The sequence below is a fragment of the Pseudomonas sp. F8002 genome, from assembly GCF_013385495.1.
Taxonomy (GTDB): Bacteria; Pseudomonadota; Gammaproteobacteria; order Pseudomonadales; family Pseudomonadaceae; genus Aquipseudomonas.
Genome location: NZ_JACAPW010000036.1, coordinates 1 through 22530, shown reverse-complemented (window position 1 = coordinate 22530; position 22530 = coordinate 1). Strand labels below are relative to the sequence as shown.

Annotated in this window: 20 protein-coding genes; 7 read left to right on the top strand and 13 right to left on the bottom strand. The window is 62.1% G+C overall.

The window, feature by feature from the left end; genetic code table 11:
* Positions 1-2: 2 nt before the first annotated feature.
* From HX811_RS25270 to ctlX, 6 genes are all read right to left on the bottom strand, one after another.
* The gene (locus tag HX811_RS25270) at positions 3-848 is read right to left on the bottom strand and encodes an ABC transporter ATP-binding protein (RefSeq protein ID WP_256344069.1); all 846 of its coding nucleotides are present in this window, start codon (positions 846-848) and stop codon (positions 3-5) included.
* Positions 849-851: 3 nt separating this feature from the next.
* A complete protein-coding gene (locus tag HX811_RS25265) occupies positions 852-1565 on the bottom strand; it encodes an ABC transporter permease (protein ID WP_003208574.1) in 714 nt (237 codons plus the stop codon).
* Positions 1562-2263, bottom strand: coding sequence for an ABC transporter permease (locus HX811_RS25260; protein ID WP_063028536.1), 702 nt, complete (start codon positions 2261-2263; stop codon positions 1562-1564). The genes HX811_RS25265 and HX811_RS25260 overlap by 4 nt, the downstream gene beginning before the upstream one ends.
* A gap of 160 nt (positions 2264-2423) precedes the next feature.
* Positions 2424-3203, bottom strand: a complete 780-nt coding sequence (locus tag HX811_RS25255; RefSeq protein ID WP_003212870.1) for an ABC transporter substrate-binding protein — start codon at positions 3201-3203, stop codon at positions 2424-2426.
* A gap of 374 nt (positions 3204-3577) precedes the next feature.
* Positions 3578-4624: an ornithine cyclodeaminase gene (locus HX811_RS25250; RefSeq protein WP_003212869.1), complete on the bottom strand. Its 1047-nt coding sequence runs from the start codon at positions 4622-4624 to the stop codon at positions 3578-3580.
* A gap of 11 nt (positions 4625-4635) precedes the next feature.
* On the bottom strand, positions 4636-5562 hold the full coding sequence (gene ctlX, locus HX811_RS25245; protein ID WP_087694491.1) for a citrulline utilization hydrolase CtlX: 927 nt from the start codon (positions 5560-5562) through the stop codon (positions 4636-4638).
* A 298-nt stretch (positions 5563-5860) separates the two neighbouring features.
* Here ctlX and HX811_RS25240 point away from each other — a divergent pair, with 298 nt between their 5' ends.
* Complete coding sequence (locus tag HX811_RS25240) at positions 5861-6757, top strand: GNAT family acetyltransferase (RefSeq protein ID WP_177047873.1); 897 nt, start codon at positions 5861-5863, stop codon at positions 6755-6757.
* Positions 6758-6909: 152 nt separating this feature from the next.
* Here HX811_RS25240 and HX811_RS25235 read toward each other — a convergent pair whose 3' ends face one another.
* The 5 genes from HX811_RS25235 to HX811_RS25215 all read right to left on the bottom strand — a co-directional run bounded on the left by HX811_RS25235 (position 6910) and on the right by HX811_RS25215 (position 13125).
* Positions 6910-7929 (bottom strand): branched-chain amino acid aminotransferase, encoded by a 1020-nt coding sequence (locus HX811_RS25235; protein ID WP_003212864.1) that lies wholly within the window; start codon positions 7927-7929, stop codon positions 6910-6912.
* A 242-nt stretch (positions 7930-8171) separates the two neighbouring features.
* Positions 8172-9551 carry a dihydrolipoyl dehydrogenase gene (gene lpdA, locus HX811_RS25230; RefSeq protein ID WP_177047871.1) on the bottom strand — a complete coding sequence of 460 codons (1380 nt, stop codon included), beginning with the start codon at positions 9549-9551 and terminating at the stop codon, positions 8172-8174.
* Positions 9552-9554: 3 nt separating this feature from the next.
* Complete coding sequence (locus HX811_RS25225) at positions 9555-10829, bottom strand: dihydrolipoamide acetyltransferase family protein (RefSeq protein WP_003212860.1); 1275 nt, start codon at positions 10827-10829, stop codon at positions 9555-9557.
* Positions 10830-11888, bottom strand: a complete 1059-nt coding sequence (locus tag HX811_RS25220; RefSeq protein ID WP_003212859.1) for an alpha-ketoacid dehydrogenase subunit beta — start codon at positions 11886-11888, stop codon at positions 10830-10832.
* Position 11889: 1 nt separating this feature from the next.
* Entirely contained in the window at positions 11890-13125 is a 1236-nt protein-coding gene (locus tag HX811_RS25215) for a 3-methyl-2-oxobutanoate dehydrogenase (2-methylpropanoyl-transferring) subunit alpha (RefSeq protein ID WP_003212857.1), read from the bottom strand.
* 195 nt (positions 13126-13320) lie between these two features.
* Here HX811_RS25215 and bkdR point away from each other — a divergent pair, with 195 nt between their 5' ends.
* Entirely contained in the window at positions 13321-13806 is a 486-nt protein-coding gene (gene bkdR, locus HX811_RS25210) for a Bkd operon transcriptional regulator BkdR (RefSeq protein WP_003212855.1), read from the top strand.
* Between the two features lie 122 nt (positions 13807-13928).
* Here bkdR and HX811_RS25205 read toward each other — a convergent pair whose 3' ends face one another.
* Complete coding sequence (locus HX811_RS25205; protein ID WP_177047869.1) at positions 13929-14792, bottom strand: MBL fold metallo-hydrolase; 864 nt, start codon at positions 14790-14792, stop codon at positions 13929-13931.
* Between the two features lie 179 nt (positions 14793-14971).
* On the opposite strand from HX811_RS25205, the gene HX811_RS25200 reads away from it, so the two are divergent.
* Positions 14972-16216, top strand: a complete 1245-nt coding sequence (locus HX811_RS25200) for an FAD/NAD(P)-binding oxidoreductase (protein ID WP_177047867.1) — start codon at positions 14972-14974, stop codon at positions 16214-16216.
* A gap of 9 nt (positions 16217-16225) precedes the next feature.
* Positions 16226-17041 carry a sulfite exporter TauE/SafE family protein gene (locus tag HX811_RS25195; protein ID WP_102369555.1) on the top strand — a complete coding sequence of 272 codons (816 nt, stop codon included), beginning with the start codon at positions 16226-16228 and terminating at the stop codon, positions 17039-17041.
* 12 nt (positions 17042-17053) lie between these two features.
* Here HX811_RS25195 and HX811_RS25190 read toward each other — a convergent pair whose 3' ends face one another.
* The gene (locus tag HX811_RS25190; RefSeq protein ID WP_063028558.1) at positions 17054-17719 is read right to left on the bottom strand and encodes a response regulator transcription factor; all 666 of its coding nucleotides are present in this window, start codon (positions 17717-17719) and stop codon (positions 17054-17056) included.
* Positions 17720-17956: 237 nt separating this feature from the next.
* Between HX811_RS25190 and ercA the strand changes: the two genes are divergently transcribed.
* The 3 genes from ercA to HX811_RS25175 all read left to right on the top strand — a co-directional run bounded on the left by ercA (position 17957) and on the right by HX811_RS25175 (position 22032).
* Entirely contained in the window at positions 17957-19120 is a 1164-nt protein-coding gene (gene ercA / locus HX811_RS25185; RefSeq protein ID WP_003207798.1) for an alcohol dehydrogenase-like regulatory protein ErcA, read from the top strand.
* Positions 19104-20474, top strand: coding sequence for a hybrid sensor histidine kinase/response regulator (locus HX811_RS25180; protein WP_003207799.1), 1371 nt, complete (start codon positions 19104-19106; stop codon positions 20472-20474). Before ercA ends, HX811_RS25180 begins: the two co-directional genes overlap by 17 nt.
* 79 nt (positions 20475-20553) lie before the next feature.
* Positions 20554-22032: a DASS family sodium-coupled anion symporter gene (locus tag HX811_RS25175; RefSeq protein ID WP_134327016.1), complete on the top strand. Its 1479-nt coding sequence runs from the start codon at positions 20554-20556 to the stop codon at positions 22030-22032.
* Positions 22033-22530 lie beyond the last annotated feature (498 nt).

The following is a 22530-nucleotide window of genomic DNA, read 5'->3' as shown; positions in this document are numbered from 1 at the left end:
GTTCACTTCAATCGGTTGGAAAGAAATTGCTGCAAGCGTTCGCTGTTCGGCTGGTCGAGGATATCCGCTGCGCCTTGCTCCTCGACACGGCCCTGGTGCAGGAACAGCACTTGGCTGGACACCTGGCGGGCAAAGCCCATTTCGTGGGTGACCATGAGCATGGTACGACCTTCCTCCGCCAACGTCTGTATGACTTTGAGCACTTCTCCTACAAGTTCAGGGTCGAGGGCCGAAGTGGGTTCGTCGAACAGAATGATCTCCGGTTCCATCGCCAGGGCCCGGGCGATGGCCACGCGCTGTTGCTGGCCGCCGGAGAGGAATGCCGGGTATTGGTCCGCCACCCGGCCCGGCAGGCCGACCTTGTCGAGGTACAGGCGTGCGCGTTTTTCCGCCTCGGCGGCGCTCACCCCCAGCACCCGGCGCGGCGCCATGGTGATGTTTTCCAGCACGGTCATGTGGCTCCACAGGTTGAAGTGCTGGAACACCATGGCCAGGCGGGTGCGCAGGTTCTGCAATTGCGCCTGGTGCGGCGCGCGCGTGCCGGCGCGGCCTTGCTGCATTTCGATGCTGATGCCATCGAGGGTGATAACCCCGGCGTCCGGCTGTTCGAGGAAGTTGATGCAGCGCAGCATCGTGCTCTTGCCGGAGCCGCTGGCGCCGATCAGGCTGATCACGTCGCCGTTGCGCGCGTTCAGTGAAACGCCCTTGAGCACCTCATGCTCGCCATAGCGTTTGTGCAGGCCTTCGACCTGGAGTTTGACGTTGGCGTTTTCGGCCACGGCGACCGGCTGGGTAGCGGGGCGTACATCGGTGGGATAAGCGGCCAGGGCCTGCGCGGACTGATTCATGGGTTAGCCTCGGGTAGGAACAAGAAAACGCATCCAGCGACGTTCGGCCAGTCGAAACAGGCCCACCAGTGCAAAGGACAGCAGCATGTACAACAGGGCGGCGATGCCGAAGGCCTGGAACGTCAGGAACGTCTCGGCGTTGGCGTCGCGAGCCACCTTGAGGATGTCGGCGATGGTGGCGGTGAACGCCAGGGACGTGGCGTGCAGCATCAGGATCATTTCATTGCTGTAGGCCGGCAGTGCGCGACGCAGTGCGGCGGGCACTACCACAAACAGGTTCAGGCGCCAGCCATGCAGGCCGTAGGCCTTGGCGGCTTCGATCTCGCCGTGGGGGATGTTGCGAATCGCCCCGGCAAAGATTTCCACGGTGTAGGCGCACGTGTTCAGTACAAACGCCAGCAGCGTGCAGTTCAGTGCATTGCGAAAAAACTGGTTGAGCAGGGCGTTGTCCTGCACCACGTCCAGGCCGTAGAGGCCGGTGTAGCAAATCAGCAACTGGATATACAGCGGCGTGCCGCGAAACAGGTAGGTGTAGACCTCCACTGGCCAGCGAATCCAGAAGTGTTCCGAGACCCGCGCGATCGCCAGCGGGATCGAGAGGATGAAGCCCAGCACCACCGAGATAATGAACAGCCACAGGGTCATCGCCACCCCGGAAAAGCCGTTACCGTCGGTGAACAGGTAGGCCAGGCCGTATTGCTGGATCAGTTCGATCATCGCGCCATCCCCTTGATGCCCACGTTGTAGCGCCGTTCCAGGCGTTTGAAGATGCGGTTGGAGAGGGTGGTGATCACCAGGTACACCAGGCCCGCGAGGATCAGGAAATACAGCGGGTCATTGGTGGTCTTGCCGGCGTTTTGTGCGGCCTTGACCAGGTCTGACAGGCCGATGATCGACACCAGCGCGGTGGACTTGAGCAGCACCAGCCAGTTGTTGCCCAGGCCCGGCAGGGCAAAGCGCATCAGTTGCGGGAACAGCACCAGGCGAAAGCGCTGCCAGCGGCTCAGGCCGTAGGCGGTGGCGGCTTCGAGTTGGCCGGCGGGCACGCTGAGAATCGCCCCGCGAAAGTTTTCGGTGAAATACGCACCGTAGATAAAACCGAGGGTGATGACACCGGCGGTGAACGGGTCGATTTCGAAGTAGGCCCAGCCGAGCATTTCACTCAGGTCGTTCAGCCACAGTTGCAGGCTGTAGAAAATCAGCAGGATCAGCACCAGGTCCGGCACGCTGCGAATCAGCGTGGTGTAGAGCGTGGCCGGAACCCGCAGCAGCTTGACGCTGGAGAGCTTGGCGGCGGCGGCGATCAGTCCCAGGGACAGGCTCAGCAGCAGCGCCAGGAACGCCAGCTTGACCGTCATCCAGGCACCCTGGGCCAGCAGCGGGCCGAAGCCTTGCAAGTTGAGGAGTTCATTCATGGGAAGTATCTCGATGGCGCGCAGAGTTTTACGGTGGGAGCGAGCTTGTGTGGGAGCGGGCTTGCTCGCGAAGACAGAGTTTCAGTCAATACATGTGTGACTGACCCACCGCTTTCGCGAGCAAGCCCGCTCCCACACAAGCTCGCTCCCACATGAGGCGTTACTCGTTGTAGATATCCTGATCGCCGAAGTATTTCTTCTGGATCTGCGTGTAGGTGCCATCGGCCTGGACGGCGGCGATGCCTTTGTTGATCAGCTCCACCAGGTCCTTGTCGTTCTTGCGCAGGCCCATGGCGATGTCGAGCGGCAGGGTCGGGTCCTTGAAGGCCGGGCCGGTCTTGAAGTCGGCACCTTCAGGCTTGGACAGGAAGTTGAGCTGGGCTTCCAGCTTGTCGGTCAGGGTGGCGTCGAGGCGGCCGTTTTGCAGGTCGGCGTAGTTCTGTTCCTGGGACTGGTACGCCTTGATCTGCGCCCCAAGCTTGGCCAGGTGCGCACGGGCGTAGGCTTCCTGCAGCGAGCCTTGCAGCACGCCAACCTGTTTGCCTTTCAGGGATTCGGGGGTGTCGCCGAAGTCGGCGCTTTTGCGGGTGATCACCGAGGTCGGGCTGAGGAACAGCCGGTCGCTGAAGTCGATGACTTTCTGGCGGGCCGGGGTCACGGCCATGGAGGACATGATGGCGTCGAACTTGCGGGCGCGCAGGGCCGGGATCATGCCGTCGAATTCGTTGTGGACCCACACGCATTTGACTTCCAGCTTGGCGCAGATGGCGTTGCCCAGGTCGATGTCGAAACCTTGCAGGCTGCCGTCGGCGGCGACGGATTCAAACGGTGGGTATTCGGGGAAAACCCCAAAGCGGATTTCTTTCCATTCCTGAGCCTGGGCAGCGGTTGCGGCCAATGGCAGGAGCAGCGCAGCGAAAAGTGATCGGAGCGGAGTCATGTGTATTCCCTATATTTTGTAATTGATGTCAGGGCAGTAGAAAAGTTGAAAGCTAAGGCGAGCTGGCTTTTGTGGCGAGGGAGCTTGCTCCCGCTGGGCTGCGCAGCGGCCCCAAAATCCCGGGAGCGCTACGCACTCCAGCGGGAGCAAGCTCCCTCGCCACATTGGGCTGCCTCGCCACATTGGGCTGTTTGTTGTCAGAGAGAATGCTTCAAGATGGTGCGTTTTTTGTGTCGTTTACCCCTGCCGCGGCGGGCGGAATGTGCTGTTAAAACGCGGGTCACAGCGGAAACGGCTGCGGCACCCGCTGAATCGGCTTGTTGACCGGGTTTTTCCGGCCTGCCTTTCCCGCAAAGCGGCAGGCCAGAGCGGTCTCAGGCGCGCTTTTTCTGCTGTGCCACCGGTGCTTGGGCCAGGCGGGCAAACAGGTCCTTGGGGTCGGCAAGGTCCGGCACCAGTTCCAGTTCGCTGCCCACGTCCAGCGCCTTGGCCACGTCCAGTACGTAACGCAGGGCGGAGTAGTCTTCGATGGCAAAACCTACCGAGTCGAACAGGGTGACCTGGCGCGCGTTTTCGCGGCCTGGCGCCTGGCCGTTGATCACTTGCCACAGCTCGGTGACCGGCGAATCTTCCGGCATGTGCTGGATTTCGCCTTCGATGCGGCTTTGTGGCTCGTACTCGACAATCACGCGGGCCCGTTCGACGATTCGTCGGTCCAGCTCGGTCTTGCCGGGGCAGTCGCCACCGACGGCATTCAGGTGCATGCCCGGTTCGATCATCTCGTCCGTGAGAATGGTGGCGTAGGCCTTGTCGGCGGTGACGGTGGTGACGATGTCGGCGCCTTTCACGGCTTCGGCAACGCTGCCTGCCAGGATCACCTTGATCGCCGGGAAGGCTTTGAGGTTGGCGGCCAGTTTGGCGGTGGCCTTGGCGTCGATGTCGAACAGGCGGATTTCAGTGATGCCCAGCATCGCGTGGAAGGCCAGGGCCTGGAACTCGCTCTGGGAGCCGTTGCCGATCAGCGCCATGCTGCGGCTGTTGTCCCGGGCCAGGTAGCGCGCCACCAGGGCCGAGGTGGCGGCCGTGCGGATCGCGGTGGTCAGGGTCATTTCCGCCAGCAGCACCGGTTTGCCGGTGTCCACATCACCCAGGGCGCCGAAGGCCATGACGGTGAGCATGCCGCTCTGGGTGTTTTTCGGGTGGCCGTTCACGTATTTGAAGGCGTACAGCGACGCGTCGGACACCGGCATCAGCTCGATCACGCCCTCGGGGGAATGGTTGGCCAGGCGTGCGCATTTTTCAAAGTCCTGCCAGCGCAGGTAGTCGGCGCGGATGTACTCGGCCATCTCGGTGATGCAGGTTTGCAGGCCTTTTTGCGAAACCAGGTAGCTCAAGTCGTTGACGTCGATATAGCGGGTCATGGGAAGACTCCTTATTGAAATGAGGGGCGGGCGGGCAGATGTACTTCCGCCAACATGCAGCGGGCACTGCCGCCGCCGATGCGTTCGATGTTGTCGATGTTCACCACCACCGGCCGGGTGTGGCGCTCCACGTGCTGGCGCTGGGCGGGCTTGAGCGAGCCCCAGGCGCTGGCCGACATCACCAGCAGCGGCTGGCCGTCGCGGTCATGGACTTCGAGCATGTTGCCGGCGAAGGCTTCCAGCTGGTCGAAGTCCAGGGCGACGATGTCTTTGCCGGTGTCCCGCAGGGAGCGTTCAAGGGCCTGGCGCTCGTGGTCATCGGGCAGGGCTTGCAGGCACACCACGGAGAGGTCGCGGCCGACACTCATCATTACGTTGCTGTGGTAGATCGGCGCGTGGTGGCGGTCGACGGCGTGGAATACGCAGACCTGGTAGTCCAGGCGTTCGGCGAACTGGCGCAGGGCATCCTGATGGGTCCGTCCGGAATGGCAGGCGTAGCTGATGCGGTGCTGGCGGTCGAGGACCATGCTGCCGGTGCCTTCGAGGAACATGTTCTGTTGTTCGAGGTGGCTGAAGTCGATGGTGTTGTGGATCGCGAAGCGTTGCTCCAGCACTTGCAGTACGCCTTTGTCGCGTTCCAGTCGTCGGTTCCGGCCTTCCATCGGGTACAGCACCAGGCTGCCGTCGGCGTGGCTGCTCCACCAGTTGTTGGGGAAGATCGAATCCGGGGTATGGGGAGCGGGGGTGTCTTGTACCACCAGCACTTCCACGCCGTGGTGGCGCAGGGTGTCGACGTAGCCGTCGAACTCTTCCAGCGCTTTCTGCTGTGCGGCCAATGGGTCGAGGGGCGCGCGCTGGAAGCGGTTGTTGATCGCGGTGTCCGGGTTGAAGGCGAAGTGCGCCGGGCGGATCATCAGGACAGTGTTGGTGGTTTGCATGGGGGCACGGGTCCATGGGTTGGGCAGTGAGGCTATTTTGTGCGGTGTGAAGGAAGAATCCCGGCTGAAGTGAGGGGGTGGCTCAGCCGGGAAAGCTGAAAAGTGGGGTGGGGCAGCCGAATCGGCTGCCGGGTGAGATTGAAGGAACAAAGCTGATCAACTGTGGGAGCTGGCTTGCCTGCGATAGCGGTCTGTCAGTCGATACTTGATTGACTGACAGACCGCTATCGCAGGCAAGCCAGCTCCCACATTAGTATGGGGGCGCTGCAGGAATTGAGTCCGTCATTAAGGAGTGTCCATGCCCACTGAAGTTCGTCTCGCCCAAACTACCGATGCCGAGGGCATCAGCCAGGTCATCCTGGCGGCCCTGCATGACAGCAACGCCCGGGATTATCCGGCGGATGTGATTGCGCGGGTGGCGAGCAACTTTACTCCCGAGGCTGTCGTTGCGTTGCTCGCGCGTCGAACGGTGCTGGTGGCCATTCAGGATGAGGTGATCGTTGCCACGGCGGCACTTGACGCCAATGTGGTGCGCTCGGTATTCGTCAATCCGGCGCTGCAAGGGCAGGGCATCGGGCGCTTGCTGATGATTGAAATCGAGCTGCGCGCCCGGGAAGCCGGGGTGACCTTGTTGCATGTGCCGTCTTCGCTGACGGCCGAGCCGTTCTACACCAAGCTCGGTTTCCACACGGTGCGCGATGTCTACCATGGCAATGAACGCACGCTGGTGATGGAGAAGGCGTTGTCATCCCGCCATCCCATCGGCGTCTATCGCGATCGGGCCCATCGGGCGCAGGTGGTGGCGTTGTGGCAGGCGGCGTTTGGTTATGACGCGGCGCATAACCTGCCGAGCCTGGCGATCGACAAGAAGCTGGCGGTCAACGATGGGTTGTTCTTCGTGGCCACCGACAAGAAGGCGGTGATCGGTACCGTCCTCGCCGGCTACGACGGGCATCGTGGCTGGTTGTATTCAGTGGCGGTGCACAACGACTATCGCCGCCAGGGCCTGGGCGCTTCGTTGGTGCGGCATGCGGAGCAGGCGTTGACGGCGCTGGGTTGCATGAAGATCAACCTGCAGATCACCAGTGGCAATGACGCGGTGATGGGGTTTTATGAGGCGCTGGGTTATGGCGCGGAGCCGCGGATCAGCATGGGCAAGAAGATCCTGGAAAACATCCCGATGGATAAGGCCTGAAGCCCGGTTTTCCAAACGCTGGAAACCAAATGTGGGAGCGGGCTTGCCTGCGATGGCGGTGGGTCAGTCAATAAACGTGTCGACTGATACTCCGCTATCGCAGGCAAGCCAGCTCCCACATTGGTTTTGTGGTGTTGCTGGCAGCCGGTTGCTTAGACCTTGACGATCCAGCCCTCAGGCGCTTCGACGTCGCCGGACTGTACGCCAGTCAGCTCTTTGTAGAGCTTCTGGGTGACCGGGCCGACTTCTTTTTCGCTGTAGAACACGTGCAGCTTGTCTTTGTACTCGATGCCGCCGATCGGGGTGATCACGGCGGCGGTGCCGCAGGCGCCGGCTTCCTTGAAGTCCGACAGCTTGTCGATCAGCACGTCGCCTTCAACCACTTCCAGGCCCAGGCGGGATTTTGCCAGCTCGATCAGCGACAGGCGGGTGATGCCTGGCAACACCGACGGCGAGTTCGGGGTGACGAACTTGTTGTCGTGGGTGATCCCGAAGAAGTTGGCCGAGCCGACTTCTTCGATCTTCGAGTGGGTGGCCGGGTCGAGGTAGATGCAGTCGGCGAAGTTGGCTTTTTTCGCCAGGGAACCAGGCATCAGGCTGGCGGCGTAGTTGCCACCGACCTTGGCGGCGCCGGTGCCGTTGGGAGCCGCACGGTCGTAGCCGGAGATCAGGAAGTTGTGCGGGGTCAGGCCGCCCTTGAAGTAGGCGCCGACCGGGATGCAGAAGATCGAGAAGATGAATTCCGGCGCGGTGCGCACGCCGATGTTGTCACCGGTGCCGATCACGAACGGGCGCAGGTACAGCGCGCCGCCGGTGCCGTACGGCGGGATGAACCGCTCGTTGGCGCGGACCACTTCCTTGCAGGCTTCGATGAAGGCGTCGGTCGGCACTTGTGGCATCAGCAGGCGGCCACAGCTGCGCTGCATGCGCGCAGCGTTCTGGTCGGGGCGGAACAGGTTGATCGAACCGTCCTTGCAGCGGTAGGCCTTGAGGCCTTCAAAGCATTGCTGGCCGTAGTGCAGGGCGGTGGAGCCCTCGCTGATGTGCAGCACGTTGTCGTCGGTCAGGGTGCCTTTTTGCCACTCGCCGTCTTTCCAGGTCTGGAGGAAACGCTTGTCGGTCTTGATGTAGTCAAAACCCAGCTTGTCCCAATTGATGCTTTCGTTACCCATGACACCCTCTATCTTTTGTCAACCGCCTGGTCGAAGGCAGGCTTATGGTTTATTTCTGGATGGGCGCAACAATACTTCATTCTTGGCTTGTGTGGGAGCGGGGCAGGTGGACCATTCGACATCCTGGTTGGCCGATCCACCGTCATCGCGGGCAAGCCCGGCTCCCACATTCGACCGTGTTGCCCTGTCGAATGCCGATCCCTTGTGGGAGCTGGCTTGCCTGCGATGGCGCCACTGCGGTCTCAAAGGTGCAATGCATGCCCCAGGGCCCGCAGGGCTGCTTCCTGTACCGCTTCGCCGAGTGTCGGGTGGGCGTGGATGGTGCCCGCCACGTCTTCCAGGCGTGAACCCATTTCCAGGCTCAGGCCGAAGGCCGTGGACAGTTCCGAGACGCCAACGCCTACCGCCTGCCAGCCGACGATCAGGTGATTGTCGCGGCGCGCCACTACCCGCACGAAGCCGGTTTTCGACTCCAGGGTCATGGCCCGGCCATTGGCGGCGAACGGGAAGCTCGACACGATGCAGTCCAGCCCGGCCGCCCTGGCCTCGTCCGGGGTCTTGCCGACCACTACCAGTTCCGGGTCGGTGAAGCACACCGCCGGGATCGCGGCCGGGTTGAATTCGCGGGATTTACCGCTGATCAGTTCGGCGACCATTTCGCCCTGGGCCATGGCCCGGTGGGCGAGCATCGGTTCACCGCTGAGGTCGCCGATGGCCCACACATTGCGCATGCTGGTCTGGCAGCGGCTGTCGATCTTGATCGCCGAGCCGTTCATGTCCAGGTTCAAGGCTTCGAGGTTCCAGCCCTGGGTGTTGGGTTTGCGACCAACGGCAACCAGCACCTGGTCGGTTTCCAGCGACAGCGTCTCGCCGCTGGGGTCGCGCACTTGCAGGGTATTGTTCTCGAAACCGGTGACGCTGTGTTTGAGGAACACCTTCACCCCCAGTTGCTTCAGGGATTCGGCCACCGGTTGGGTCAGTTCGGCGTCGTAGGCCGGCAAAATCCGGTCCTGGGCCTCAACCACGCTGACCTCGGCACCGAGCTTGCGATAGGCAATCCCCAATTCCAGGCCAATGTAGCCGCCGCCCACCACGATCAAGCGTTTCGGGATGCGTTTCGGCGCCAGGGCTTCGGTGGAGGAGATGATCGGCCCGCCAATCGGCAGCATCGGCAGGTTGACACTTTTCGAGCCGGTGGCCAGCAACAGGTGTTCACACTGGATGCGCTGGTCGCCGACAACGACGGTCTTGCCGTCCACGACCTTGGCCCAGCCCTGGATGACCTGGACCTTGTGTTTTTTCAGCAGCGCGGCTACGCCGGTGGTCAGGCGGTCGACGATGCCGTCTTTCCATTCAACGCTTTTGCCGATGTCCAGGGTCGGCACATCGACTTCGATACCCAACGGCGAACCCTGGCTGTGGTGCACGGTTTGCTGGAACTGTTCGGCGACATGGATCAGCGCCTTGGACGGAATGCAGCCGATGTTCAGGCAGGTGCCGCCCAGCGATTGGCCTTCCACCAGGATGGTCGGGATGCCCAGCTGGCCGGCGCGAATCGCTGCCACGTAACCGCCAGGCCCACCGCCGATGATCAGCAGCGTGGTGTGCAATGTTTGAGACATGGGTTACTCCAGGAACAGGCTGGCGGGTTGTTCGAGCAGGCCACGGATGGCCTGGATGAATTGCGCCGCGTCCATGCCATCGACCACCCGGTGATCGAAGGAGCTGGAGAGGTTCATCATCTTGCGGATCACGATCTGGCCCTTGATCACCATCGGCCGCTCGACAATGCGGTTGACCCCGACGATGGCCACTTCCGGCAGGTTCAGCACCGGGGTGCTGACAATCCCGCCCAACGCACCGAGGCTGGTCAGGGTGATGCTCGAGCCCGACAGCTCATCGCGACTGGCCTTGCCATTGCGCGCCGCATTCGCCAAGCGATTGATTTCTTGCGCCGTGCCCCACAGGTCGCGGGCTTCGGCGTGACGCACCACCGGCACCATCAGGCCGACATCGCTCTGGGTGGCGACACCCACATGCACCGCGCCGAGGCGGGTGATGACCTGGGCTTCGTCGTCATAACGCGCGTTGATCTGCGGATAGTCGCGCAATGCGACGACCATGGCCCGCACCAGGAACGGCAGCAGCGTCAGCTTGCCGCGGGTAGCGCCGTGTTTCTCGTTGAGGTGCACGCGCAACTCATCGAGGGCCGTGACGTCGATCTCTTCCACATAGCTGAAATGCGCGGCGCGCCGGGTGGCGTCCTGCATGCGCTGGGCGATCTTGCGGCGCATGCCGATCACCGGGATTTGCTGCTCGTCGTTGCGTTCGGCGTACGGGTTGGAGGCCCCGGAATTTTTCGCCGGACCCTGGAGCAAGTAAGCGTCCAGATCTTCATGCAGAATCCGGCCGGCCGGGCCGGAGCCCTGGACCAGTCGTAGCTGGATGCCAGCATCCAGCGCATGTTTGCGCACGGCCGGGGAGGCCAGCGGGCGGTCATCGGCCTCGCGGGCCACGGGCGCTTGCGCAGCCGCCACCGCAGGTTTGGCTGCCGGTTTGGGCTCAACCACGGGCGCGGCCTTGGCTTCAACTTTCGGCGCCGGTGCGGGTACCGGCGCGAGGTCTTCAACCACTGCCGATTCCCGGGTATTGCCCGCGCCTTCCACTTCGATACTGATCAAAACACTGCCCACCGCCATGACTTCCCCCGGCTCGCCGCCGAGGGAAATCACCTTGCCGTGCACCGGCGACGGAATGTCCACCATGGCCTTGTCGGTCATCACGTCCGCCAGCACCTGGTCTTCTACCACCAGGTCGCCGACCTTGACGTGCCATACTGACAATTCAACTTCTGCGATGCCTTCGCCAATGTCCGGCATCTTGATAACGTGCGTGCCCATTCAGACCTCCATAACCCGATGCAAAGCCGCGCCCACACGGGTCGGGCCAGGGAAATACGCCCACTCTTGCGCGTGGGGATACGGGGTATCCCAACCGGTGACGCGCTCGATCGGCGCTTCCAGGTAGTGGAAGCAATGCTCCTGCACCAGCGCCACCAGCTCGGCGCCGAACCCGCAGGTACGGGTGGCTTCGTGAACGATCACGCAGCGACGGGTTTTCTTCACGGAATTGACGATGGTTTCCAGGTCCAGCGGCCACAGGCTGCGCAGGTCGATGACTTCGGCGTCGATGCCGGTTTCTTCGGCGGCGACTTGCGACACATACACCGTGGTGCCGTAGGTGAGGATCGTCACGTCCTTGCCCGGACGGGCGATGGCGGCCACATCCAGCGGCACGGTGTAGTAACCGTCCGGCACCTGCGCTTGCGGGTGTTTCGACCACGGGGTTACCGGGCGGTCGTGGTGGCCGTCGAACGGGCCGTTATACAGGCGCTTGGGTTCGAGGAAGATCACCGGGTCATCGTTTTCGATGGAGGCGATCAGCAGGCCCTTGGCGTCGTACGGATTGGACGGCATCACCGTGCGCAGGCCGCAGACCTGGGTGAACACCGCTTCAATACTCTGGCTGTGGGTCTGGCCGCCGTAGATGCCGCCGCCGCAGGGCATGCGCATGGTCAGCGGTGCCGTGAACTGGCCCGCCGAGCGATAACGCAGGCGGGCCGCTTCGGAAATGATCTGGTCAGTGGCGGGGTACACGTAGTCGGCGAACTGAATCTCGGCCACCGGCCGCAGGCCATAGGCGCCCATGCCGACCGCCACGCCGACGATCCCGCTTTCGGAGATCGGTGCGTCGAACACCCGCGAGGTGCCGTACTTGTTCTGCAGGCCTTCGGTGCAGCGGAACACGCCGCCGAAGTAACCGACGTCCTGGCCGAACACCACCACATTGTCGTCTCGCTCAAGCATCACATCCATGGCCGAGCGCAAGGCCTGGATCATGGTCATGGTCGTGGTGGTCATGGCGGTTTCCAGCTCGATATTGTTGTTGTGATCGTTCATGTCAGATCCCCAACTCTTGACGCTGGCGCTTCAAGTGCTCCGGCATCTCTTTATAAACGTCTTCGAACATGGTCGCGGCGCTTGGAATCTGGCCACCGGCCAGGGTGCCGTACTGTTCGGCTTCTTTCTGGGCCTTGAGCACTTCGGCTTCAAGTTCGGCACTGACCGCCGCGTGTTCCTCTTCGGACCACTGACCAATCTTGATCAGGTGCTGCTTGAGCCGGGCAATCGGGTCGCCCAGCGGGAAGTGGCTCCAGTCGTCGGCGGGACGGTATTTGGACGGGTCATCGGAGGTGGAGTGCGGGCCGGCACGGTAGGTCACCCACTCGATCAGGGTCGGGCCCAGGTTGCGGCGGGCGCGTTCGGCGGCCCAGGCGGAGGCGGCGTACACCGCGACAAAATCGTTGCCGTCCACCCGCAGTGAGGCGATACCGCAACCTACGCCGCGTCCGGCAAAGGTCGTGGCTTCACCGCCGGCAATGGCCTGGAAGGTGGAGATCGCCCACTGGTTATTCACCACGTTAAGAATCACTGGTGCCCGGTACACGTGGGCGAAGGTGAGGGCGGTGTGGAAGTCGGACTCAGCGGTGGCGCCGTCGCCGATCCAGGCCGAGGCAATCTTGGTATCGCCCTTGATGGCCGAGGCCATGCCCCAGCCCACGCCTTGTACGAATTGGGTGGCGAGGTTGCCGGAAATCGTGAAGAAGCCGGCATCTTTTACCGAGTACATGATCGGCAACTGGCGGCCCTTGAGCGGGTCGCGCTCGTTGGACAGCAGTTGGCAGATCAGGTCTACCAGCGGCACTTCCCGGGCCATCAGGATGCTTTGCTGGCGGTAGGTGGGGAAGCACATGTCGTCGATGTTCAAGGCCAGGGCCTGGGCGCTGCCGATGGCTTCTTCGCCGAGGCTCTGCATGTAGAACGACATCTTCTTCTGACGCTGGGCGACCACCATGCGGTTGTCGAAGATCCGCGTCTTGAGCATGGCGCGCATGCCCTTGCGCAGAATCTCGACTGGCACGCCTTCAGCCCATGGGCCGAGGGCCTGGCCCTGATCGTCGAGCACGCGAATCAGGCCTTTGGCCAGGTCGGCGGTGTCGGCGGGTTCTACGTCAATTGGAGGTTTGCGCACCAGGCCCGCGTCAGTCAGGCGCAGGTAGGTAAAGTCGGTCTTGCAGCCTGGGCGGCCCGAGGGTTCGGGAACGTGCAGGCGCAGTGGTTCGTACTGCTGAGTCATGGCTTTCTACGCTCTATCTTGTGAATTTCTTGTAGTGGGCGCGGTAGCTGACAGTCCTTCTTCGGGTAGAAGAAATCTTGTCCTACAACAATCATAGGCTCGGCTCAGGAGAATATTTATCTCTGTTTCGTTGCGTTGGAGATCATTTGGGGATAAAAAAACTGCATAAACATAATAAACAGGTGGTTTTGTCTCATGCGCAAACTGGACCGTATCGATATCGGCATTCTGAACGCCCTTCAGGAGAACGCCCGCATCACCAACGCCGACCTGGCCCGCTCGGTCAACCTGTCGCCCACGCCGTGTTTCAACCGGGTCAAGGCCATGGAAGAACTGGGGCTGATTCGCGACCAGGTGACGCTGCTGGACGCCGACCTGCTGGGGCTGCACGTCAATGTGTTCATCCACGTCAGCCTGGAAAAGCAGAACGAATTGGCATTGCAGCAATTCGAAGGGGCGATTTCGGATCGCCCCGAAGTGATGGAGTGCTACCTGATGGCCGGCGACCCCGATTATCTGATTCGGGTGCTGGTGCCGACCATCCAGTCCCTGGAGCGTTTCATGATGGACTTCCTGACCAAAGTCCCGGGTGTCGCCAACATCCGCTCCAGCTTTGCCCTCAAGCAAGTGCGCTACAAGACCGCACTGCCGCTACCGGCCAACGGCATCAACCTCGGCTAACGAACGACACAAAAAAAATGTGGGAGCGGGCTTGCTCGCGAATGGGGAGTGTCAGTCACCGAAAATATAGACTGATACACCGCATTCGCGAGCAAGCCCGCTCCCACATTTTGTAGTGCATTTCAAAGCTGGTTGAGGGGAATCTTCAAATAAACCACCCCATTTCCTTCCGCCGGCGGCATCACCCCGGCCCGCACATTCACCTGAATCGCCGGCAACAACAGCGTCGGCATGCCCAACCCGGCATCCCGCGTGGTGCGCATCTCGACAAACGCCGCCTCATCCACCCCGTCATGCACATGAATATTCCCCGCCCGCTGTTCAGCCACCGTGGTCAGGCACTTGGCTGCGCGTCCTTCGGGCGGATAGTCATGGCACACATAAAGGCGGGTTTCAGGCGCGAAGGCCAACAACTTGCGCATCGATGCATACAGCTGGCGCGCATCCCCACCAGGGAAATCGCAGCGCGCCGTGCCCACATCCGGCATGAACAGCGTGTCGCCCACCAGAATCAACTGGTCATCAATCAGGTAAGCCATATCCGCCGGCGTATGCCCCGGCACATGCAGCGCCTGGGCCTTCAGGTTGCCGATGTGAAACACCTCATCCGGCGCAAACAGATGGTCGAACTGCGACCCATCCACCCGAAACTCCGGCTCCAGGTTGAACAGGTTCTTGAACACTCCCTGCACCTTGCTGATGGACTGGCCAATCGCGATCTTGCCCCCCAGCTGGCGACGCAAATAAGGCGCAGCCGACAGATGATCCGCATGGGCGTGGGTTTCCAGCAACCACTGCACCTGCAAGCCATGCTCGCGCACAAACGCGATCACCTTGTCCGCCTGGCCGGTGCCGGTGCGTCCGGAGGCCGGGTCGTAGTTGAGCACCGAATCAACGATGGCGCATGGGCCACCGTCCGTTTCATAGACGACGTAGGTGTAGGTCGACGACGCCTCGTCCAGAAAGGATTGAATCAACGCTGACATGACGGGTTTCCCAGATAGCTAATGGCGACTTACATTCAGTTAGGTTTCCACATAACCTTGTGAGCTTAAGTGAATTAAAGGACCCGAGGCAAAGGATGGCATCGTGGTGGCAAACAGCTAGGGCGTGGTGCCATACGGCAACGACCCTTGCGTGCATTAACTGAAAAAGGCCATAGACCATGAACGACCAACACTGGGGACCTACCATCAGTGGCGATATCGTTGTCATCGGTGGCGGCTCGGCAGGCATCGGCCTGCTGGCCAGCCTGCTCAAGCGCGACCCGCACCTGAACATCATCCTGATCGAGCCCAGCGACCACCACTACTACCAGCCGGCCTGGACCCTGGTGGGCGGTGGGGCTTATGACGTTACCAGGACCGTGCGCCCCATGGCCGACGTGCTGCCCAACGGCGTCACCTGGATCCAGGCCGCGGTCAGCGAATTAGTGCCCGACGAGCAAACCCTGGTGCTCGACAGCGGCCAGCGCGTCAGCTGGAAGAACCTCATCGTGTGCCCGGGCCTGCGCCTGGCCTGGGAGAAGATCGAAGGCCTGCAAGAGACCCTCGGCCGGCATGGCGTAACGTCCAACTACAGCTATGAGCACGCCGCCTACACCTGGCAACTGGTGCAGCAACTCAAAAATGGCAAGGCGATCTTTACCCAACCGGCCATGCCGATCAAATGTGCCGGCGCTCCGCAAAAAGCCATGTACCTGTCGTGCGATCACTGGCTCCGCCAGGGTGACCTGAAAAACATCAAGGTCGAATTCAACCTGGCTGGTGCCGCCTTGTTCGGCGTGCCGACCTTCGTGCCGCCGCTGATGAAGTACGTTGAAAAGTACTCGGCGCAACTGGCATTCAACTCCAACCTGGTCAAGGTCGACGGCCCCGCGCGCAAGGCCTGGTTCGAAATCAAGGACGCCGAAGGCAATGTGCGCGTCGAAGAGAAAACCTTCGACCTGCTGCACGTCGTCCCGCCACAGGTCTCGCCGGACTTCATTCGCCACAGCCCCCTGGCCGATGCCGCCGGCTGGTGCGAAGTGAATCCCCAGAGCCTGCAACACCTGCGCTACCCGCACATCTTCGGCCTGGGCGATGTGTGTTCCACCACCAACGCCAAGACCGCCGCGGCGGTGCGCAAGCAAATCGTGGTGGTGGCGGAAAACCTGCTGGCCCTGCGCAGACAGGCACCGTTGCCCCTCAAATACGACGGCTATGGCTCCTGCCCGCTGACCGTGGAGAAGGGCAAGGTGGTGCTGGCCGAGTTCGGCTATGGCGGCAAGTTGCTGCCGACCTTTCCCCTCGACCCGACTGTGGCGCGGCGTTCGGCGTGGTTCCTCAAGGCGAGTTTCCTGCCGTGGTTCTACTGGAACGGCATGCTCAAGGGCCGCGAGTGGCTGACCCGTCTGGCCAAGGTGGATTGAGGCAACCCTATGCTGCTGGCAAGTTTTCTGGGCGTGTTGATGGGGTTGGTCATGGGCTTGACCGGTGCCGGAGGCGGCATTCTTGGTGTCCCGGCCCTGGTATTGGGGCTGGGGTTGACCATGACCCAGGCCGCGCCCGTGTCGTTGTTCGCGGTGGGCGCGGCCGCTGCCGTGGGGGCTGTCGACGGTTTGCGCCATGGCCTGGTGCGCTACCGTGCGGCGCTGCTGATTGCGCTGCTCGGCGCGCTGTTTTCGCCGCTGGGGGTGTTCTTCGCCCACCAGATGTCGGAGAAAGTCCTGATGGGCCTGTTCAGTGCGCTGATGGTGCTGGTGGCCTGGCGCATGCTGCAACGGGAGAAGCTTGAGGCCGGGCCGAGCGACCACGGCACCGCGTCGTGGGGCCAGAAGAACTGCATGCTCGACCAACAGACCGGGCGCTTTTCCTGGACCGCCAAATGCACCGCCACCCTGGCAGCACTCGGCGCAGTGACCGGTGCGGTGTCGGGCTTGCTCGGCGTGGGCGGCGGCTTCCTGATCGTACCGGCGTTCAAGCAACTGACCGATGTGCAGATGCGCGGCATCGTCGCCACCTCGCTGATGGTGATCAGCCTGATCTCGTTGATCGGCGTGATCGGTGCGTTTCATGCCGGGGTCAGTATCGAGCCGATGGGCTGGGTGTTTATCGGTTCGAGCATTGTCGGCATGTTGGCGGGGCGGCGCCTGTGCTCGGTGATCAAGGCGCGCACCTTGCAGGTGGGTTTTGCCACCCTGTGTGTGCTGGTGGCGGCGGGCATGCTGTTTCGGGCCCTCATGCAGGTGCCTTGAAATGCACGGGTATCAGCGCCGCAGGTAGGCACCAAAGTCGATGTCCCCAGCGCTGAGAATCGCCTGCACCCGATTGTGCACGTTCAACTTGCGCAGGATCGCCGAGACATGGGCCTTCACCGTGGTCTCGGCAATCTCCAGGCTATAGGCGATCTGCTTGTTCGAGTCACCCTTGGTCATCCGCTCCAGCACCAGCAATTGCTTGCGGGTCAGGGCCTGCAGCAGCTCCGGCGCAAGCCCCAGGCAATCATTCATGCGGCGTTGCCCGCCGATTTTCTGGCTGCGAATAATCTCCGGCGGCAAATACACATTGCCGTTGAGAATCTGTTGGATTGCCTCGGTCATCTGCAGCCTGGGCGAGGACTTGGTGATAAACCCCACCGCGCCATAGGTGATGGCTTGCAGCACGACCTGCTTGTCCTGCTCGGCAGACACGATCACCACCGGAATCGTCGGCGACTCGTTGCGCAGGTTGATCAGGCCATTGAGGCCGTGCATGCCCGGCATGTTCAGGTCCAGCAGGATCAGATCCAGGTCGTCGTGCTCCTGGCTCAGGGCCAGGGCGCTGTCCAGGTCGCCGGTTTCCATCACTTCGCTGCCCGGGAACCCGTCGCTGATGACGTTGTGGATCGCCTCGCGAAACAGTGGGTGATCGTCGGCTATCAGAATTTTGTACATGGACGTTCGCCTTATTATTTTTGCTTATTCAAGCAGGCCCGATCCATAGGGTCATGCGCCCATTACATGCCAGTCTCGATGCCTTGGGAATGCGACGATAGAGAGGGGAATCAGTACCAAAGTAGTAGATCGTGCCGTACGTCGCGGTTTCAGCGCCACCCATTGGTCTGATTGCAATCAGTGTCGGATGGGTTAGTGTGGAGCGCATCTTCCAGAATAATAAAAACAGGCTTACCAATGAGCCCGAACCTGAGTCTCCTGCGTAAATTCGTTTCCCCTGAAATCATCTTTGGCGCCGGCTGCCGGCACAACGTAGGCAACTACGCCAAGACCTTTGGCGCGCGCAAGGTGTTGGTGGTGAGTGATCCCGGCGTGGTTGCTGTCGGCTGGGTGGCCGATGTCGAGGCCAGCCTGCAAGCCATCGGCATCGACTACTGCCTGTACACCGCCGTTTCGCCCAACCCCCGGGTTGAAGAGGTGATGCTCGGCGCCGAGGTCTACCGTGAAAACCATTGCGACGTGATCGTCGCCGTCGGTGGCGGCAGCCCGATGGACTGCGGCAAGGCCATCGGCATCGTGGTCGCCCATGGCTGCAGCATCCTCGACTTCGAAGGCGTCGACACCATCCGCGTGCCGAGCCCGCCGCTGATCCTGATCCCGACTACCGCGGGCTCCTCGGCGGATGTCTCGCAGTTCGTGATCATTTCCAACCAGCAGGAGCGCATGAAGTTCTCCATCGTCAGCAAGGCGGTGGTGCCCGATGTTTCACTGATCGACCCGGAAACCACGGCGAGCATGGACCCGTTTCTCTCGGCCTGTACCGGCATCGATGCGCTGGTGCATGCCATCGAGGCCTTCGTGTCCACCGGCCACGGCCCGCTGACCGATCCCCACGCGCTGGAAGCCATGCGCCTGATCAATGGCAACCTGGTGCAGATGATCGCCAACCCCGGCGACATCGCCCTGCGGGAGAAAATCATGCTGGGCAGCATGCAGGCCGGGCTGGCGTTTTCCAACGCGATCCTCGGCGCGGTGCATGCCATGTCCCACAGCCTTGGCGGCTTTCTCGACCTGCCCCATGGCCTGTGCAACGCGGTGCTGGTGGAACATGTGGTGGCGTTCAACTACAGCGCGGCACCGGAGCGTTTCAAGGTGATTGCCGAGACCTTCGGCATTGATTGCCGGGGCCTCAACCACCGGCAAATCTGCGGCCGGCTGGTGGACCATTTGATCGCGTTGAAGCATGCGATCGGCTTCCATGAAACCCTCGGCCTGCATGGGATTCGAGTGGCGGACATTCCCTTTCTGTCGCAGCACGCCATGCACGACCCGTGCATCCTTACCAACCCGCGTGAGTCCAGCCAGCGTGACGTCGAGGTCGTCTATGGCGAAGCTCTCTGACGATCAGCAACGGGCACTCGCGGGGCTGCTGGGGCTGGGCAACCACTCGGCGCGCAAGAGTCATTACCCCGAACTGACCGCGCGCCTCGACGAGCTGGAAGCCGAGCGCAATCGCTACATCCGCCTCAACGACGAATTGGAACAGCGGGTCGCGGCGCGTACCGACGAGTTGCTGGAAGCCAACCGCAACCTGCAACAGCAAATCGCCCAGCGCGAGAAGATCGAGCAGGACCTGCGCGATGCCCGGGATGCCGCCCAGGCCGCCAACCGCAGCAAGGACAAATACCTTGCCGCCGCCAGTCATGACCTGCTGCAACCCCTCAACGCCGCACGCTTGCTGATTTCCACCCTGCGCGAGCGCAACTTGCCCAGCGTCGAACACGTGTTGGTGGAGCGCACCCATCAGGCCCTGGAAGGCGCCGAGGATTTGCTCACCGACTTGCTGGACATTTCCCGACTCGATCAAGCGGCGGTCAAGCCGGACATCGCCCTGTACCGTCTCGACGAACTGTTCGCACCGCTGGTCTCGGAATTCCAGTCGGTGGCCGCGGCGTCCGGGCTGAACCTGCGGGCGCGTACAGGCCATTACGCAATCAACACCGACCTGCGGCTGGTGACGCGGATCCTGCGCAATTTCCTCAGCAACGCCTGCCGCTACACGAGCGCGGGCTCCATCCTGCTGGGCGCCCGCCGCCGGGGTGAGCGGTTGCGCCTGGAGGTGTGGGACACCGGGCGCGGAATTGCGGCGGACCGTCTGGACGCCATCTTCCTGGAGTTCAATCAACTGGACGTGGGCCGCGCCGCCGACCGCAAGGGCGTGGGACTGGGGTTGGCGATTGTCGAGCGTATCGCCGAGGTCCTCGGTTATCCGGTGGCGGTGCGTTCGTGGCCGGGGCGCGGTTCGATGTTCAGCATCGAAGTCCCCATCAGCGAGGACATGCCGCTGCCCATCAGTGTGGTGGCCGCGCAACCGAGCACCGGCAACCCGTTGCCGGGGAGGCGGCTGCTGGTGCTGGACAACGAAGTCGGCATCCTCGACAGCATGAGCGCGCTGCTTGGGCAGTGGGGCTGCGAAGTGGTCACTGCGACCGATCAGGCCGGCGCACTGGTTGCGTTGCAGGGCCGGGCACCGGAGCTGATTCTCGCGGACTATCACCTGGACCATGGCGTGGTGGGCTGTGAGGTCGTGCACCAGTTGCGCGAGCATTTTGGCTGCAGGATTCCGGCAGTGATTATCACCGCCGACCGCACCGACCAATGCCGCCGTGCATTGCAGCGCCTGGACGTGCCATTGCTCAACAAGCCGGTCAAGCCCGGCAAGTTGCGGGCGGTGTTGACCCAGTTATTGGCCTAGCCACTTGATACCCGTCAACACCGGGCGTGACGCTTTGCCTCATGCTGTGGGCCAGATTTCACGGCCGACGGAGAACCCCATGAGTGCCCCCGCAACAACAGCTGCTTCATTCAAGTTGCCCCTGGGCCTGGTGGTCGGCGTACTGGTGATGGTCGGCGTGCTGCTGTTGCCGCTGCCGGCCGACTTGCCGGTGGCCGGGCACCGGATGCTGGCGATCCTCGCGTTTGCGGTGGTGGTATGGATCACCGAAGCGGTCTCCTACGAGGCCAGCGCGATCATGATCACCTCATTGATGGCTTTTTTGCTCGGCACTGCGCCGTCGCTGCAAGACCCGACGCACCTGATCGGTTCCAGCCCGGCCATCAGCATGGCGTTGACGGGGTTTTCCAACCCGGCGCTGGCGCTGGTGGCCGGCGCGTTGTTTATCGCCGCAGCCATGACCCATACCGGGCTGGACCGGCGCATCGCGTTGGTCACCCTGACCCGCGTGGGTACCAGCACCCGGGGCATTCTCGTCGGGGCAGTTGCCGTGACCATCCTCTTGAGCCTGGTGGTGCCCAGCGCCACGGCCCGCAGTGCGTGTGTGGTGCCGATCATGATGGGGGTGATTGCCGCGTTTGGCGTGGACAAACGTTCGAATATTGCGGCCGGGATCATGATCGTCGTGGCCCAGGGTACGAGCATCTGGAACGTCGGTATCCAGACGGCGGCGGCGCAGAACCTGCTGACGGTTGGCTTTATGGACAAGATGCTGGGGCAGCGGGTGTCGTGGATCGACTGGTTGATCGCCGGGGCGCCGTGGGCGCTGATCATGTCGGCGGTGTTGTTGTTTTTGGTGTTGAAGCTGCTGCCGCCGGAGAGTGACAGCATTCCCGGAGGCAAGGAGGCGGTGGCGCAATCGCTGGTGGACATCGGGCCGATGACGGGGCCGCAGAAGCGCTTGCTGACGGTGTCGGTGTTGCTGTTGTTGGCCTGGGCCACGGAAGGGCGGTTGCACAGCTTTGATACGACCTCGACGACGTATGCCGGGCTGGTGTTCTTGCTGATGCCGGGGATCGGGGTGATGACCTGGAAGGATGTGCAGTCGCGGATTCCGTGGGGCACGGTGATTGTGTTTGGGGTTGGCATCAGCCTGGGGACGGCGTTGCTGACCACCCAGGCGGGGCAGTGGCTGGGATCGCAGGTGGTGGCGCATACCGGGTTGGACCAGGTGGGGCCGCTGGGGGTGTTTGCGATTCTGGGGGCGTTTTTGATCGTGATTCATTTGGGGTTTGCCAGTGCCACGGCGTTGACCTCGGCGTTGTTGCCGATTTTGATTGCGGTGTTGCAGACGTTGCCCGGGGAGTTCAGTCGGCTGGGGATGACGATGCTCCTGGGGTTTGTAATGAGCTACGGGTTTATCCTGCCCATCAATGCGCCGCAGAATATGGTGTGTTTGGGGACCGGCACGTTTACCGCGCGGCAGTTTGCCAAGGTCGGGATTTTGGTGACGTTGATTGGATATGGGTTGATGTTGGTGTTTGCGGCTACGTATTGGAGTTGGTTGGGGTGGATTTGAGGTGGGGGCATATCCGTTATTTCGGTAACGGCCGCTTATGGTTCCGCTCTTACAGCGGCCCGCTTCGCACTGCCTGCGTTCGGCCTCGGGCTCATTGGGGCAGTCAGATCAAGTCAAAAGCAAAAGCACAGCGGCCTACCGGCCGGCTTGAGTGTTAAAAGCAGAGGCAAGATCCAGAGCGAAAGCAGAGCTGCTTTTCTGTGGGAGCGGGCTTGCTCGCGAAAAACCTGAGAGCGCCGCGTTCATCCAGAATGCCCGCGTCATCGTTAACGACCTTCGCGAGCAAGCCCGCTCCCACATTTGACCGTGCCCGCTTTAGCTTTTGATTTTCAACACTCAAGCCGGCCGGTAGGCCGCTGTGCTCTTGCTTTTGATCTTGATCTTAGGCGCCCCGTTAAACCACGCTGGCCGAACGCAGGCTTTGGAGCGTGGGTAACCCGGCAGGACGCCGGGTTAGCCGTCCTGGGCCAAGGATGGCCCATGACGGCGGCCCACGGT

What these genes read in the sequence shown, in the direction of transcription:
- ctlX (WP_087694491.1), bottom strand. Translation starts at nt 5,562, where the DNA reads ATGCAAACCACCAACACTGTCCTGATGATCCGCCCGGCGCACTTCGCC.
- ercA (WP_003207798.1), top strand. Translation starts at nt 17,957, where the DNA reads ATGAGCCCGAACCTGAGTCTCCTGCGTAAATTCGTTTCCCCTGAAATC.
- HX811_RS25225 (WP_003212860.1), bottom strand. Translation starts at nt 10,829, where the DNA reads ATGGGCACGCACGTTATCAAGATGCCGGACATTGGCGAAGGCATCGCA.
- lpdA (WP_177047871.1), bottom strand. Translation starts at nt 9,551, where the DNA reads ATGTCTCAAACATTGCACACCACGCTGCTGATCATCGGCGGTGGGCCT.
- HX811_RS25270 (WP_256344069.1), bottom strand. Translation starts at nt 848, where the DNA reads ATGAATCAGTCCGCGCAGGCCCTGGCCGCTTATCCCACCGATGTACGC.
- bkdR (WP_003212855.1), top strand. Translation starts at nt 13,321, where the DNA reads ATGCGCAAACTGGACCGTATCGATATCGGCATTCTGAACGCCCTTCAG.
- HX811_RS25180 (WP_003207799.1), top strand. Translation starts at nt 19,104, where the DNA reads ATGGCGAAGCTCTCTGACGATCAGCAACGGGCACTCGCGGGGCTGCTG.
- HX811_RS25255 (WP_003212870.1), bottom strand. Translation starts at nt 3,203, where the DNA reads ATGACTCCGCTCCGATCACTTTTCGCTGCGCTGCTCCTGCCATTGGCC.
- HX811_RS25200 (WP_177047867.1), top strand. Translation starts at nt 14,972, where the DNA reads ATGAACGACCAACACTGGGGACCTACCATCAGTGGCGATATCGTTGTC.
- HX811_RS25205 (WP_177047869.1), bottom strand. Translation starts at nt 14,792, where the DNA reads ATGTCAGCGTTGATTCAATCCTTTCTGGACGAGGCGTCGTCGACCTAC.
- HX811_RS25175 (WP_134327016.1), top strand. Translation starts at nt 20,554, where the DNA reads ATGAGTGCCCCCGCAACAACAGCTGCTTCATTCAAGTTGCCCCTGGGC.
- HX811_RS25190 (WP_063028558.1), bottom strand. Translation starts at nt 17,719, where the DNA reads ATGTACAAAATTCTGATAGCCGACGATCACCCACTGTTTCGCGAGGCG.
- HX811_RS25260 (WP_063028536.1), bottom strand. Translation starts at nt 2,263, where the DNA reads ATGAATGAACTCCTCAACTTGCAAGGCTTCGGCCCGCTGCTGGCCCAG.
- HX811_RS25235 (WP_003212864.1), bottom strand. Translation starts at nt 7,929, where the DNA reads ATGGGTAACGAAAGCATCAATTGGGACAAGCTGGGTTTTGACTACATC.
- HX811_RS25240 (WP_177047873.1), top strand. Translation starts at nt 5,861, where the DNA reads ATGCCCACTGAAGTTCGTCTCGCCCAAACTACCGATGCCGAGGGCATC.
- HX811_RS25195 (WP_102369555.1), top strand. Translation starts at nt 16,226, where the DNA reads ATGCTGCTGGCAAGTTTTCTGGGCGTGTTGATGGGGTTGGTCATGGGC.
- HX811_RS25215 (WP_003212857.1), bottom strand. Translation starts at nt 13,125, where the DNA reads ATGACTCAGCAGTACGAACCACTGCGCCTGCACGTTCCCGAACCCTCG.
- HX811_RS25250 (WP_003212869.1), bottom strand. Translation starts at nt 4,624, where the DNA reads ATGACCCGCTATATCGACGTCAACGACTTGAGCTACCTGGTTTCGCAA.
- HX811_RS25220 (WP_003212859.1), bottom strand. Translation starts at nt 11,888, where the DNA reads ATGAACGATCACAACAACAATATCGAGCTGGAAACCGCCATGACCACC.
- HX811_RS25265 (WP_003208574.1), bottom strand. Translation starts at nt 1,565, where the DNA reads ATGATCGAACTGATCCAGCAATACGGCCTGGCCTACCTGTTCACCGAC.